Source organism: Castellaniella defragrans (assembly GCF_014203015.1).
Taxonomy (GTDB): Bacteria; Pseudomonadota; Gammaproteobacteria; order Burkholderiales; family Burkholderiaceae_B; genus Castellaniella; species Castellaniella defragrans.
Genome location: NZ_JACHIB010000017.1, coordinates 105,857 through 118,742, shown reverse-complemented (window position 1 = coordinate 118,742; position 12,886 = coordinate 105,857). Strand labels below are relative to the sequence as shown.

Below are 12,886 nucleotides of genomic sequence, written 5' to 3'. Positions count from 1 at the left end.
TCCACACACCGCTGATCCCTACTGCTTCATCGCCGGGGCAGCCTGCGCACCCAAAAATCGCTTCAGCAGGTTTGCTGAAGAAATCTTCGGGCTAGGGCCTTTTGCAGCAGGTCGGCGTGCCGCCGGTGCACGTAGCCAGGGCTGGACCAACCGCGCACGTCCACCCGCCGCAGCACGCCCCGGGCGACCAGCGCGTCCAGGTCGGGATCCTTCAGCCGGGGTTTCTGGCGGAAGTAGTCGTGGATCCAGCGGGCCTGGGTGATGCCCAGGGCAAGGACGGCCTTCTCGACGAATTGCGCATGCACTTCGGCGGCATCGGGCAAGGGCGCGTCCGCCAGTGCGGGGCAGACGCGATGGGCGAGGTCGTAGACGCGCTGGAACTTGTCCCGCCGGGCCACCATGAGGGCGCCCGTGGCGAACAGGGTTTCGAGCCAGCGTTTTTCGTCCTTCCAGCCCCACCAGCCGCCGCCTTGCCCGTCCGTGCGCTTGAAGTGGGCCGATTTGACCGGGCCGTGGGCGTCGATGTGGGCCAGCAGCGCGTCCAGCTGGGCCCGGTGGCTGGCGACGTTTTCCCGTGCGCGCTTCAGGCCCCAGTGAACGCGCGCCTGTTGGTTGTAGCTGCGATGCAGGCCCACGTCGGCCATGGGGGCGAAACAGGCCTCGTGCGCCCAGGTTTCAAAGACCTCGCCCTGTGCCAAGGCCGCGTCCAGCCATGCCGGCGGATAGTGGCCCAGGCGGGAAAACAGGACCAGGTACGGGCTGCGCGCCACCACGTGGATGGTATCGATCTGCAGCAGCTGCATGCGCGCGATGCACTGGCGCAGGTCCGCGGGAGTGGCTTTGCGGCGCGGCGTGGTCAGCAGGCCCTGGGCGGCGAGCTGGAGCCTGCGAGCCTGGTCGAGGGTCAGGGGTTGGTCATCCATACGGGGGGCGGGCGAGAGTGTTCCATGCCGTATGCCATGATAGGCGTGTTTTCGCTCCGGCCCGGCAGGTTCCCGCGGCCCCGGGCCGCCCGCGATCGCTCATGTGGCCGCCCGCGGCCACCTGTGATTCTCCGTCAGCCGTGATTTTCCGTCCTGCCGGGCTGACCGCCATGGCCTCGCCCGGGGGGAAGGGGCCGCGCGCCGCTGCCCCCCGGCGTCCGCCGTTAATCCGTCCTCCCGCCGTTGCGCACCGGATCCGGCGGCGTACGGGCCAGCCCGGCCTCCTCGTCCGGCACGATCCTGTCGGGTTCGATGTCGTCTTCCAGCGGCTCGTCGCCAGTGTTTTCGACCTGCGGGCGCTCGCCCGTGTTGTGCCGGTCGCTGTCCGTGTCCGGCATGTCGGCGGGCAGGTCGTTGCCCGAGTCGCTGGAGTCGCTGGGCCCCAGCGCCGGTTGCGTCGCGCCTGTTTTCACGAGACTGGCCGTTTCGTCGAAATCCTTGTCCTGCCGGGCGCGCGCCAGGTCCTTGTCCGTCACCATCTTGGCCTCCGTCGGAACCGTTCGGAATGGTCCCGGCCTGGGAAGCGGGAGGCCATTCGGCGGTTCGTTGCGATGTGCATGGGGCAACGGGGCAGCAAATTGCATGCCTGGGGACTGCCGCTTCAGACGGAGGATGATCGAAGGCCAGCCGGGGTCGAAGGCCAGCCGAGGCGGCTCGTGGCAGTCCCTGGGCGTACGGACGTGATCACGCTCGCAGCGATCAGGCTCGCAGGCGGGGTGCCGGCGGATTCATTCTCCCGCGCCTTTGCGCGGGGTGCCTGCGTAGAAGCCTTCCAGGGCCGCCATGATCTCCTCGGCGTCGTCCGCGTACTGGAACAGGTCGATGTCCTCGGCCGCGATGTAGCCCTCGTCGATCAGGTAGTCGAAATCGACGACGCGGCGCCAGAACGTGCGGCCGACGAGCACCACCGGGATGCGGGGCATCTTGCCGGTCTGGATCAGGGTCAGCACCTCGAACAGTTCGTCCAGGGTGCCGTAGCCGCCCGGAAAGGACACCAGGGCGAGCGCATGCATCAGGAAATGCATCTTGCGCATCGCGAAGTAGTGGAAACGGAATGCCAGTGCCGGCGTGATGTAGGGGTTGGGGGCCTGCTCGTGCGGCAGGGTGATGTTGAGCCCGATCGAGCGCGCGCCGGCCTCGAACGCGCCGCGGTTGGCGGCTTCCATGATGCCCGGCCCGCCGCCGGTGACGACGACGAAATCGCATCGCCTTTCCTGCTGGAAGCGCGCCGAGATCAGCCGCGCGAAACGCTGCGCCTCCTCGTAGTATCGCGCCTGTTCGACCCGGCGGCGGGCCTGGGCCAGCTGCCGTTCGAGCACGGGATCCGCCGCTGCGGAATCCGCCTGCCGTTCCAGCGCGGCGAGCCGGTCGCGCGCGGTGGCGGCATCGCGCACGCGCGCGCTGCCGAACACCACCACGGTCGAGTGCACGCCCTGCTCATACAGCACGCGCTCGGGCTTGAGCAGTTCGAGCTGCAGGCGCAGCGGGCGCAGGTCCTTCTGGGTGAGCAGGTCCAGGTCCTCGTACGCCAGGCGGTACGTGGGCGATTCGACGATGGCGCGCAGGCGCTCGGCCTCGGGCAGGGGAGGGTTCGTGGCGGGCCCGCCGGGGCAGCCGGCTTGCGGTTCGGCGGCGCTCTCGGGAGCGTTCTCGGGGGGCGGCGGCGGGCGCCTGATGAAGAACGAGTCGTTCATGTCGTCCATCCGGGATGTGCGAAAGGGATGCGGCGGCGGGTTGCGCGTCGAAGCGCGGGGCGTCGTTCGGCGATGCCGCCGCGGTAGGGGGAGAATACACCGGACGCCGCGGATGGCGGTGTTCTGGCGATGGCAAGTCGAGGTGTGGGGGGGGATGCGGGCCTTTCCGGGCAATCCGATCAGTTTTCTTCCACGCTGGGAATGCACAGGTCTTCGAGCAGCACGGTTGCGGTCGAATTCGCGGATCAGCGCCCAGCCATGATGGCGGGCGGCGGCGTCGATGCAGGCGAAGACCTCGTCGAGCAGGACCCGCCGCGGCGCATGCGTGGAGCGACAGGAAGAGCGCGACTAGTCCCGAAACACGCCTTCCAGGGTTTCCGCGTCCAGGATGTTCAGCGACCAGGTTTCCAGCTCTTGCGCCTGGGCGCTGCGAATGCGCTGGGCGGTGGCCTCGTCCACTGCGCCGAAACGGCGCTGGATCTGGCGCAGCAGCAGATCGGCCTGGCCTTCGGCGCGGCCCTCGGCACGACCCTCGACACGGCCTCGTTTGATGCCTTCGCGCTCGATCAGTGTCACGTACGTCATCTTGCTTTCCTCCGACAGGGCACTGACCGCCCGCAGGTATTCCGGTTCCAGGTCCTTGGGCAGCGTGATCATCCATTCGATCAGCCGGTAGATCTGGCTGGCGGTTTCTGGCGCATAGCCGTATCGCCGCAGGCTGCGCGCCAGATCGAACTTCGGCCCCAGCCGCGTGCGCTTGTCCCGGTAGCGGTTGGCCAGCAGCTGCGCCATGACCACCACCGCAAACGGGTTGCCGGGTGCCAGGAATTCCAGTTCATCCCAGCGGGGGCGCCATGATTCCAATTCTACGACAGGAAAGGTGAATCGCACTCCTTGGCCCCGGTGCTCGTCGGTGTAGACCAACTGGTCGCCTACGCCGGGGTTGTTCAGCAAAATGCCCAGGCTGTAGACCTGCGGCGGCAGGGTTTGGCCGCGCTGGCGCATCAGGCGGGTCTGGATGCGGTGGCGGTATTCGTACATGCGCCAGGAAAACAGGGTCAGGGCCTGGCGGCCGCGCAGGCGCCGTTCGACTTCGACATGGATCAGCAGCCAGGCATCGCTGCCGCCGCGCAGGCGCACCTGCACCAGTTTGTCGACGAAGCGGCGGCCTTTCTTGCCCGGCAAGACGATGGCCTGCAGTTCCTTGTCCAGGAAGTCGGGGGCAGCGGCGGGGTCGATTTCCGTGTGCAGCGCCGGGGCCAGTAAGGCCAGGGCTTCAGAGAAATACAACTCCAGCGCCTCTTTCCAGGGACTGTCGTGGTCGTCGACGACTGCAGAGGCAGGTTGCGTAGTGTTGCGGGCAGGCATGGAGGGCTTTCTGGCCGGCCGGCGAAAAGGAGTCGCCGGCCCTGATTCTGGAAGCCCTCATTCTGGGCATGTGCAGCCTGCTCGGCCAGGCGGGGATGTACGGACGGATAAAAATGCCCGCTTTGGGTGTGCACATGTACATAATTCTTACGACCAACTGCTGCTCCTCATGGTGAGTGATACCGGCAATCCACGCCCCAGCGCTGCATAACAGTCGCGTGGGTTTTAGAAGAAAACCGATTTATTTAAGGCTGACTAAGCTACGGTTTGATGCTGGTGGTTGCGGTAATATGATGCCTCGAAAGCCGGTCCTCCGGAAAAGCAGAACTCGAGGATGAAGTTTTGAAAAAAACCTATCGCACATCAGAAAAAATCATTGTGATCATACCGATATTGGTACTTGTCGGAACAATTTTTCTCTCCCTTCTAGGGTATGGGGCCGCTGGGGCCATAGAAACCATGTTCGGCGTTCCACGAGAACTAACCTATTCCTCTCCCCTTGGCCTTCTCCACCTTTCAGGACATGCCATTGCCGGATTGATGGATATGTCAGTAAATTTCTGGACCTTCGATGGATTCGTGCATTTAGTACGTTATCTTACGGCCTTGGGCTTCAGCTTAACCATTGTTATGTTCTTGGCAAGGACCGCATTAGTCAGGAACGCATGGCAAAAAAACATCGCTGACAAGCTGCCCGCGTTCAAGGGGAGTCGCGGATGTCAGTTAATTAACCAGTTTTATCAATGGGTTAAAAGAGAAAGATGCTGTCTAATACCGGCAATATTTTTCTCAGCTATTCCGTGGGTGGTCATATTGATTTTAGCTGTTACGGCACTCTCGTTCTCGATAGTGCCAGTCATTGGTCATGGCGCAGCAAAGGCTCAGTTCCATAAGTGGATTGTTAATTCTGAATCTTGCGCTCCGCTAGCTTCTCGGGCGGAGCGCATCGAGCCGCCTAAAAAATTGGATTCCAAAACAACAGCAAAGAAAATCACTATCACCCCTTGCTTGTCACTGTGGAAAGGTAAAGCCCTGGTGGTCAAAGGGCGGCACATTACCTCTACAGACCGCCACGTTATTCTTTTTAATCCTGAAAGCGGAAAAATTTATATAGAGCCAATTGAGGGGGTATCGATGGAGGTCAGTGGTTTGTTGTGGAGCGCGCTACAAAATGCTGCGGCCGCGAGGCCATGAGCTGGGCGGTGACTACCGCCGGCCGCAGCGACGATATGGCACGCGATGTGATGCTAGCGGCGTTGGAACACCGGTTCGGCAGAGTCGACCAGGCGCCGTCGGAGTGAACCGTGCAGGTTCCGCTGGGTCAATACAGGGCGTGGGTGCTGGCTGATAAGTCCTCAAATAGCAACAAACAACAAAGCCCATCCCCGATCCCTCTTTCCCCATCTATTCCCCCAATTCCCCCACCTGTTCGGCTCATATACTTCAACTAAGTAGCCTGGGGACGCCCTGTGCAGCGCTACGGCCCCCAGCGCAGGTTACAGATACGCTAAGTCACTGTAAGATCGAAAGGAATCAGCCGTGAAAGCAGTCATCCTGGCCGGTGGGCTGGGCACCCGCATCTCCGAGGAAACGCACCTCAAGCCCAAGCCGATGGTGGAGATCGGGGGCAAGCCCATCCTGTGGCACATCCTGAAGATGTACTCGCATCATGGCATCCAGGACTTCGTGATCTGCTGCGGCTACAAGGGCTACGTGATCAAGGAGTACTTCGCCAACTACTTCCTGCACATGTCGGACGTGACTTTCGACATGAGCACCAACCGCATGGAAGTGCACCAGCGGCATGCCGAGCCCTGGCGGGTGACGCTGGTGGATACGGGCGAGACGACTCTGACGGGCGGGCGCCTGAAGCGGGTGGGCGACTACCTGAAAGACGAGGATGCCTTCTGCTTCACCTATGGGGACGGCGTCAGCGACGTGGATATCGGTGCTTCGGTCCGGTTTCACCGGCAGCATGGCCGCCTGGCGACGGTGACGGCGGTGCAGCCGCCGGGGCGCTACGGGGCACTCGAACGCGATGGCGACCGGGTGGCGGGCTTCACCGAGAAGCCGCGGGGCGACGGCGGACTGATCAATGGCGGCTTTTTCGTGCTCTCGCCCGCATGCCTGGATCGGATCGCGGGCGACCAGACCAGCTGGGAGGGCGAACCGCTGACCTCGCTGGCGCGCGACGGCCAGCTGATGGCCTTCGAGCACAGCGGCTTCTGGCAACCCATGGATACCTTGCGGGAAAAGAACCTGCTGGAGGACCTGTGGGTGTCGGGCCAGGCGCCGTGGAAGACCTGGGCATGATGCGCACGGACGGCTCCACCCCGGTCAATCCCGATCCTGCCTTCTGGCGGGGCCGGCGGGTGCTGCTGACCGGCCACACGGGGTTCAAGGGCGGTTGGCTGGCGCTGTGGCTGCACCGGCTGGGCGCGCGGGTGACGGGTATCGCGCTGCCGCCGGCCGGCGCGCCGAATCTGTACACGTTGGCGCGCGTGGGCGAGCTGTGCGACAGCCATTTCATCGACATCCGCGATGGGCGGGCCGTGAAGGATCGGGTGCGTCGATCCGAACCCGAAATCGTCTTTCACCTGGCCGCGCAGGCGCTGGTGCGCGCCGGCTACGAGGATCCGCCGGCGACCTATGCCACCAACGTCATGGGCACCGTCCACGTGCTCGATGCGCTGCGCGGCCTGGAGAGCGTGCGGGCCGCCGTGATGGTGACCACCGACAAGGTCTACCGCAATCTGGAGCAGCCGTATCCCTACCGCGAGAACGATGCGCTGGGCGGGCATGATCCCTACAGCGCCAGCAAGGCGGCCAGCGAGATGGTGATCGCCAGTTACCGCGATGCCTGGCTGTCCTCCCAGGGCGTGGCGGTGGCCTCGGCGCGGGCGGGCAATGTGATCGGCGGAGGCGACTGGGCGGCCGACCGCCTGATTCCCGATGCGGTGCGCTGCTGGCGGGCCGGCCAGGCGCTGCCGGTCCGCCGTCCGCAGGCGACCCGGCCCTGGCAGCACGTGCTGGAGCCAGTGGCAGCCTACCTGCGGCTGGCCGAGATCCTGCATGGGCAGCCGGCATTGGCCGGTGCCTACAACTTCGGTCCGCATACCCACGAGGCTGCCACGGTGCGACAGGTGATCGGCCAGGCGCGGCTGGCCTATGGCGGTGGCGACGTCCAATGGGGCGATGGGGCCGAGGGACCGCACGAGGCCGGCTGGCTGGCGCTGGAAGTCGCCCGTGCCCGCACGGAGCTGGGGGTGCGGCCGCGTTGGGGCCTGCAGGAATCGGTAAGCCGCACGATGACCTGGTATCGCCGCCAATGCGAGGGCGCGGATGCCAGAGCCCTGTGCGAGGCCGATATCCAGGCCTTCGAGGCGGCAGGCACGGCATCATGAGCCGCTTCACCATCACGGAAACCGGCATCGAGGGTCTGCGCGTCGTGCGGCGCCAGCGCCTGGGCGATGAGCGGGGATTCCTGTCGCGGCTCTTTTGCGCCGAAGAACTGGCGCCCGCCGGCTGGCGCAAGCCCGTGGCCCAGATCAACCACACCTGGACTCAAGCGCGGGGCACGGTGCGAGGCATGCACTTCCAGCATCCGCCGCACGCCGAGATGAAGCTCGTGACGTGCCTGCGCGGCGCGGTGTGGGACGTGGGCCTGGATCTGCGAGCCGGATCGTCCACCTTCCTGCAATGGCGCGCCGTGGAATTGTCCGCCGACAATGGCAATGCGCTGTTGATTCCCGAGGGCCTGGCGCACGGCTTTCAGGCGCTCACCGACGATTGCGAACTGCTGTACCTGCACACCGAGCCCTACGCCGCTCAGGCCGAGGACGGACTGTCGGCCACCGACCCGGCGCTGGGGATCGAATGGCCTCTGCCGATCGCGCTGCAATCCGAGCGCGACCGCCATCATCCCGGGATAGCACCGGAGTTCACCGGATTGGACTTGAATTCATGAATTGCCGCCATTGCGGCGCGCTCCTGCGCCATACCTTCCTGGATCTGGGCTTTGCGCCGCCTTCCAACGCCTACCTGAAGGCCGAGGATCTGAACCGGCCCGAAATCTGGTTTCCGCTGAAGATCCGCGTCTGCGATCAGTGCTGGCTGGTGCAGACTGAAGACTACGCGCGCGCGGACGAATTGTTCAGTCCGGACTATGCCTATTTTTCCAGCACTTCCAGAGGATGGCTCGCCCATGCGCAGCGGTACGCGCAGGCGATCACCCGACGTCTGGGCCTGGACAATCAGAGCTTCGTGATCGAGGTCGCCTCCAATGATGGCTACCTCCTGAGGAATTTCGTCGCCGCCGGCATTCCGTGCCTGGGCATCGAACCCACGGCTGGCACGGCGGCGGCGGCCGAGGCCATCGGCGTACCGGTGCTGCGCGAGTTCTTTGGCGAGGCGCTGGGCCACCGGCTGGCCGGCGAAGACCGCCAGGCCGACTTGATCGCGGGCAACAACGTCTACGCGCACGTGCCCGACATCAATGATTTCACGCGCGGTCTGGCGGCGGCGCTCAAGCCCGGGGGCACGATCACGCTTGAGTTCCCGCACTTGCTGCGTTTGATCGAGCATGCGCAGTTCGATACGGTGTATCACGAGCATTTCTCGTACCTGTCCATCCACGCGGCGCAACGGATCTTCGAGGCGGCCGGCTTGCGAATCTACGATGTCGAGGAACTGCCCACGCACGGCGGCAGCGTGCGGGTCTACGGCTGCCATGCGGCTGCGGCGTTTGCGGCACAGCCCGAAGTCGAACGTATATTGCGCCTGGAAGTCGAAGGCGGCTTGCTGGATCTGAGCACCTACCAGGCCTTTCAGGCGCGCGCCGACCAGGTCAAAGATGCACTGCTGGGTTTCCTGCTGGAGCAAAAGCGCCTGGGCAAGACCGTGGCGGCCTATGGCGCTGCGGCCAAGGGCAATACCTTGCTGAATTACGCGGGCGTGAAACCCGATCTGTTGCCGTTCGTGTGCGATGCGGCGCCCGCCAAGCAGGGCAAGTACCTGCCGGGCAGCCATATTCCGATCCTGGCGCCGCAGGCGCTGGCCGAGCGGCGGACGGACTACGTGCTGATCCTGCCGTGGAACATTGCGGCCGAAGTCAGGGAGCAGAACAGGCATCTGGCCGAGCTGGGGACGAAGTTCGTGACCGCGGTGCCGCGGCTGGAGGTCGCATGATCGATGTGGCCCCATCCGCGGTCGTGTCTGCCCTGGCCGACATTGAGGACTCCGTCAGGGGCTCGCGGATCGTCATCGGCGAGCGCTCGGTGGTCGATGCCTTCGTGAAGGTCAAGCCCGCGGGGGGCACAGGCGACATGGTCGTCGGCGCCGATGTGGTGATCAACTCGGGATGCGTCTTCTACACCGGCAACGGGATCGTCATCGGCGATAGCGTGGCGATCGCGGCCAATTGCACGTTCGCGCCTGTGAATCATGAATACCGGTCGCGCGATCGGCTGATCCGCAGCCAGGGATTCCGGCCCGGCAAGGGCGGCATCGTGATCGAAGACGATGTCTGGATCGGGGCCAATTGCGTGCTGCTCGATGGCGCGTGCGTGCGTCGGGGCGCGGTCATCGCTGCGGGCAGTGTCGTGCGCGGGGAGCTGCAGGCCTATGGCGTGTATGGCGGCAATCCCTTGCGGCAGCTGGGTAGCCGGTCATGAGCCGCTGCACGGTGTTCGGTGCGAGCGGGTTCATCGGTCGGGCGCTGACGCGGGCGCTGGTTGATGCGGGCCACGAGGTTCATGCACCCGGCAGAGACGAGCGTCCCGACCCGGCCATGGACCTGGGGCATGTGTTCTACTGCATCGGCATGACGGCCGACTTCCGCAGCCGGCCATTCGATACCGTGCGGACGCATGTGTCGCTGCTTGCGGATTTGCTGGAGCGCCAGCGCTTCCAGTCGATGCTTTATCTTTCCTCGACGCGCGTGTACGCAGGCTCGGGCCGTACGCATGAGGATGCGCCCCTGGCCGTCAATCCCGGCGATCCTTCCGATCTTTACAACCTGTCGAAACTGGCGGGAGAGGCGATCTGTCTGCATTCGGGCAAGCCGCGTTGCCGCGTCGCGCGCCTTTCGAACGTCGTGGGTGTTGACCCGCATAGCCATAATTTCCATGCGGAACTGATCCGAGAGGCGCTCTCGGGGCGCATCACGCTCAGAAGCGCGCCGAGTTCCGAGAAGGACTACATCCTGTTGCGCGACGCCGTCGGACTGATCCTGCGGATCGGCTTGCACGGGGAGGCGCCAGTCTACAACGTCGCCAGCGGCATCAATCTCACGCATGAGCACTGGTGCGACACGCTGGCGCGGGTGACGGGCTGCGAGGTAGGGCGCGCGCCGGATGCGCGCGAATACCGGTTCGCGCCGATCGACATCGTCCGGATCCGGGAGGAGTTCGGTTTTGCGCCGGCTCCGGTGCTCGCCACGGTGCCTGGTCTGGTGGAGGAATTCCGGAAATGCCTCGATCAATAAATCACTCATACTGGTTCATCACATGACAAATCAAGACCCCATCGCCGCGTTCCACCAGGAGCGGGCCGAGCGCATCGTCCGGTACGGGCGGGACGAGGACTTCAAGCGCCTGTCCCAGGATTGGCTGCGCGAGTCCATGGCGCGCAAGTACGTCTACAACTTCGATTGGATGGGCCGGCCCATCATTCAGTATCCCCAGGACATGGTGGCGATGCAGGAGTTGATCTGGGCGGTCAGGCCGGACCTGATCATCGAGACAGGCATCGCCCATGGCGGGTCGCTGGCGTTGAGCGCCTCGATGCTGGCGCTGCTGGACATGTGCGATGCGATCGAGGCGGGCGTGTCGTTCGATCCTCGAGTCTCGAAAAGGAAGGTGCTGGGCATCGATATCGACATCCGGGCGCACAACCGCGTCGCGATGGAAAGGCATCCGATGGCCTCCCGCATCCACATGATCGAGGGCTCGAGCGTTGCCGGCGAGACGGTCGAGCGCGTGCGCGGCCTGGCGGCGGGCCATTCGAAGGTGATGGTGTGCCTGGACAGCAATCACACGCACGAGCACGTGCTGGCCGAGCTGGACGCGTACGCGCCGCTGGTGAGCGTAGGCAGTTATTGCGTGGTGTTCGATACCTTCGTGGAGGACATGCCGCCGGGCTTTTTCGAGGACCGTCCGTGGGACCCGGGAAACAATCCGAAAACGGCGGTGCGTGCGTATCTGGAGCGGCACCCGGAGTTCGAGATCGACCGGGGCATGCACGACAAGCTGCAGATCACGGTGGCGCCCGACGGGTTCCTGAAACGGATATGAAACTGAGTATCTTGATCTTGAGGGTGACACATGTCCGGGACGCTTCGTGCCCAAAACTATGCGGATCGTGATGAGTTCGCGCGCGCGCTGGCGCTGACCCGATCCGGACCGACCGACGAAACAGGCATCTGGCAACCCTGGGCCTATTTCAGACTGGGCATGTACGCGACGGTCGCCGCGTTGCCGCTGCGGTCCGCCGATCCACAGTACATCGGGCGTCATCTGCTGCCGTCCGTGATTTCGATGGCTGCCTGCGGTCAGGACGCGCGAGTCATGGAACTGCTGGCGTCGGTTCCCTGGGACGATGTTCCGAAGACGCTGCGACTCTCCATCGCCAAGCACCTCTCGTTTTATCTACCTCGCGAATCTCTCGCTCTGGCCGGGGATTCGCTGCACGAACTGCCGCCGACGTTGCGCATACTGCTGCTGCAGCGGGCGGGGTGCATGGACCAGGCCAGGGCCGTGTTGGAAGCGGCATTGGATGAGGGACTGGCCGGCCGATATCCCGAGCTTTACCTGTATCGGATGGCGCTGGACGTCGTCCCTCCGGCGCAGCAGGCCGATCTGCTCAGCCGCGTGCTGGGCGCCTATGGCATGCCCCCCCTGGCACCGCTGGATGCCTCTTTGCCGCTCAATCCTTGCAATGTCGCGGTCCCGGCCGCGCTGCCCGGCAGGCATGGACCGCTCGTCACCGTCTTGATGACATCTTTCAACGCGGGAACCCGGCTTTCCGCTGCGATCGAGTCCGCACTGCGCCAGACTTACGAGGATCTGGAGGTCATCGTCGTGGATGATGCCAGCGGCGACGATACACCTGATTTGATACAGGCATGGGCTGATCGGGATCCTCGCGTGCGCATGGTGCGGTTGCGGCACAATGTCGGCACTTATCTGGCTAAAAGCATCGGCTTGAGTCATGCGCGTGGTGAATTCGTGACATGTCTCGATTCGGATGACTGGTCACACCCCCTCAAGCTCGAATTCCAGATGGCGCCCCTGCTGCGCGACGAAAATCTGATCGCCACGACGTCCTGCGCCGTGCGTATTCATGATGATGGCTCGATCAATACCAGCAGCCACGCCGACCCGGTCCACTTCAACTATTCTTCCCTGTTGTTCCGGAGGGCCAGGGTGTTGCGGGAAACCGGCGCCTGGGACTGCGGAGTGCGCATGGGCGCCGATGCCGAGTTCTTCTGGCGGCTGCGGCTTGTCTACGGTCCGCAGTCGATCCTGCAGGTCCGTGAGCCGCTTTCTCTGCTTTCCTATCGCAAGGGGACGCTGACGACTACCCAGGACGACGTCGGCTTCCGGGGAGGACGCTTTCCGCCTTCGCGCTTGGCGTATACCGAGTCTTTCAATGCCTGGCACATCGGTTGCCTGCGCAACGGCCGAATGCCGGAGGGTCAGGATCCTTTGTTCTGGATCGATGGCCGCCCCTTTGATGCGCCGGAGGAAATGCGGGTCGATGCCATCCAGGCCAGACGCGCGTTGCTGGAATCGGGTCTGGTGTCAAAGTGAACGCATGATGGAGTTGAAGATGAGTGACGTA

Annotated in this window: 13 protein-coding genes and 1 pseudogene; 10 read left to right on the top strand and 4 right to left on the bottom strand. The window is 64.2% G+C overall.

What is annotated here, in order from left to right:
* Positions 1 to 62: 62 nt before the first annotated feature.
* The 4 genes from HNR28_RS14445 to HNR28_RS14430 form a co-directional block, all read right to left on the bottom strand.
* The gene (locus HNR28_RS14445) at positions 63 to 923 is read right to left on the bottom strand and encodes a DNA glycosylase AlkZ-like family protein (RefSeq protein WP_151023998.1); all 861 of its coding nucleotides are present in this window, start codon (positions 921 to 923) and stop codon (positions 63 to 65) included.
* A 224-nt stretch (positions 924 to 1,147) separates the two neighbouring features.
* The gene (locus HNR28_RS14440) at positions 1,148 to 1,462 is read right to left on the bottom strand and encodes a MatE family transporter (protein WP_244978313.1); all 315 of its coding nucleotides are present in this window, start codon (positions 1,460 to 1,462) and stop codon (positions 1,148 to 1,150) included.
* A gap of 249 nt (positions 1,463 to 1,711) precedes the next feature.
* Positions 1,712 to 2,677, bottom strand: a complete 966-nt coding sequence (locus HNR28_RS14435; RefSeq protein WP_151023997.1) for an LOG family protein — start codon at positions 2,675 to 2,677, stop codon at positions 1,712 to 1,714.
* 348 nt (positions 2,678 to 3,025) lie between these two features.
* A complete protein-coding gene (locus HNR28_RS14430; protein WP_151023996.1) occupies positions 3,026 to 4,045 on the bottom strand; it encodes a DUF4351 domain-containing protein in 1,020 nt (339 codons plus the stop codon).
* A gap of 342 nt (positions 4,046 to 4,387) precedes the next feature.
* Between HNR28_RS14430 and HNR28_RS14425 the strand changes: the two genes are divergently transcribed.
* The 10 genes and pseudogenes from HNR28_RS14425 to HNR28_RS14385 all read left to right on the top strand — a co-directional run bounded on the left by HNR28_RS14425 (position 4,388) and on the right by HNR28_RS14385 (position 12,855).
* On the top strand, positions 4,388 to 5,239 hold the full coding sequence (locus tag HNR28_RS14425) for a hypothetical protein (RefSeq protein ID WP_151023995.1): 852 nt from the start codon (positions 4,388 to 4,390) through the stop codon (positions 5,237 to 5,239).
* Positions 5,179 to 5,343, top strand: a pseudogene (locus HNR28_RS18870) (IS3 family transposase); the annotation flags it as partial. The gene HNR28_RS14425 and the pseudogene HNR28_RS18870, both read left to right, overlap by 61 nt.
* Before the next feature lie 241 nt (positions 5,344 to 5,584).
* A complete protein-coding gene (gene rfbF / locus HNR28_RS14420; protein WP_043682760.1) occupies positions 5,585 to 6,358 on the top strand; it encodes a glucose-1-phosphate cytidylyltransferase in 774 nt (257 codons plus the stop codon).
* A complete protein-coding gene (gene rfbG / locus HNR28_RS14415) occupies positions 6,355 to 7,449 on the top strand; it encodes a CDP-glucose 4,6-dehydratase (RefSeq protein WP_242404175.1) in 1,095 nt (364 codons plus the stop codon). The genes rfbF and rfbG overlap by 4 nt, the downstream gene beginning before the upstream one ends.
* A complete protein-coding gene (locus HNR28_RS14410; RefSeq protein WP_043682758.1) occupies positions 7,446 to 8,012 on the top strand; it encodes a dTDP-4-dehydrorhamnose 3,5-epimerase family protein in 567 nt (188 codons plus the stop codon). Before rfbG ends, HNR28_RS14410 begins: the two co-directional genes overlap by 4 nt.
* Positions 8,009 to 9,232: a class I SAM-dependent methyltransferase gene (locus HNR28_RS14405; protein WP_043682757.1), complete on the top strand. Its 1,224-nt coding sequence runs from the start codon at positions 8,009 to 8,011 to the stop codon at positions 9,230 to 9,232. The genes HNR28_RS14410 and HNR28_RS14405 overlap by 4 nt, the downstream gene beginning before the upstream one ends.
* Positions 9,229 to 9,717, top strand: a complete 489-nt coding sequence (locus HNR28_RS14400) for an acyltransferase (protein ID WP_043682756.1) — start codon at positions 9,229 to 9,231, stop codon at positions 9,715 to 9,717. Before HNR28_RS14405 ends, HNR28_RS14400 begins: the two co-directional genes overlap by 4 nt.
* Complete coding sequence (locus HNR28_RS14395) at positions 9,714 to 10,529, top strand: NAD-dependent epimerase/dehydratase family protein (protein WP_043682755.1); 816 nt, start codon at positions 9,714 to 9,716, stop codon at positions 10,527 to 10,529. The genes HNR28_RS14400 and HNR28_RS14395 overlap by 4 nt, the downstream gene beginning before the upstream one ends.
* Positions 10,530 to 10,551: 22 nt before the next feature.
* The gene (locus tag HNR28_RS14390) at positions 10,552 to 11,337 is read left to right on the top strand and encodes a cephalosporin hydroxylase family protein (protein ID WP_043682752.1); all 786 of its coding nucleotides are present in this window, start codon (positions 10,552 to 10,554) and stop codon (positions 11,335 to 11,337) included.
* 30 nt (positions 11,338 to 11,367) lie between these two features.
* Positions 11,368 to 12,855 (top strand): glycosyltransferase family 2 protein, encoded by a 1,488-nt coding sequence (locus HNR28_RS14385; RefSeq protein ID WP_052355780.1) that lies wholly within the window; start codon positions 11,368 to 11,370, stop codon positions 12,853 to 12,855.
* Positions 12,856 to 12,886: the final 31 nt, after the last annotated feature.

Bases quoted from the DNA above. Each gene is read 5' to 3' on its own strand.
- HNR28_RS14445 (WP_151023998.1), bottom strand. From the start codon at position 923: ATGGATGACCAACCCCTGACCCTCGACCAGGCTCGCAGGCTCCAGCTC.
- HNR28_RS14440 (WP_244978313.1), bottom strand. From the start codon at position 1,462: ATGGTGACGGACAAGGACCTGGCGCGCGCCCGGCAGGACAAGGATTTC.
- HNR28_RS14405 (WP_043682757.1), top strand. From the start codon at position 8,009: ATGAATTGCCGCCATTGCGGCGCGCTCCTGCGCCATACCTTCCTGGAT.
- HNR28_RS14400 (WP_043682756.1), top strand. From the start codon at position 9,229: ATGATCGATGTGGCCCCATCCGCGGTCGTGTCTGCCCTGGCCGACATT.
- HNR28_RS14410 (WP_043682758.1), top strand. From the start codon at position 7,446: ATGAGCCGCTTCACCATCACGGAAACCGGCATCGAGGGTCTGCGCGTC.
- HNR28_RS14435 (WP_151023997.1), bottom strand. From the start codon at position 2,677: ATGAACGACTCGTTCTTCATCAGGCGCCCGCCGCCGCCCCCCGAGAAC.
- HNR28_RS14395 (WP_043682755.1), top strand. From the start codon at position 9,714: ATGAGCCGCTGCACGGTGTTCGGTGCGAGCGGGTTCATCGGTCGGGCG.
- HNR28_RS14385 (WP_052355780.1), top strand. From the start codon at position 11,368: ATGTCCGGGACGCTTCGTGCCCAAAACTATGCGGATCGTGATGAGTTC.
- HNR28_RS14390 (WP_043682752.1), top strand. From the start codon at position 10,552: ATGACAAATCAAGACCCCATCGCCGCGTTCCACCAGGAGCGGGCCGAG.
- rfbG (WP_242404175.1), top strand. From the start codon at position 6,355: ATGATGCGCACGGACGGCTCCACCCCGGTCAATCCCGATCCTGCCTTC.
- HNR28_RS14430 (WP_151023996.1), bottom strand. From the start codon at position 4,045: ATGCCTGCCCGCAACACTACGCAACCTGCCTCTGCAGTCGTCGACGAC.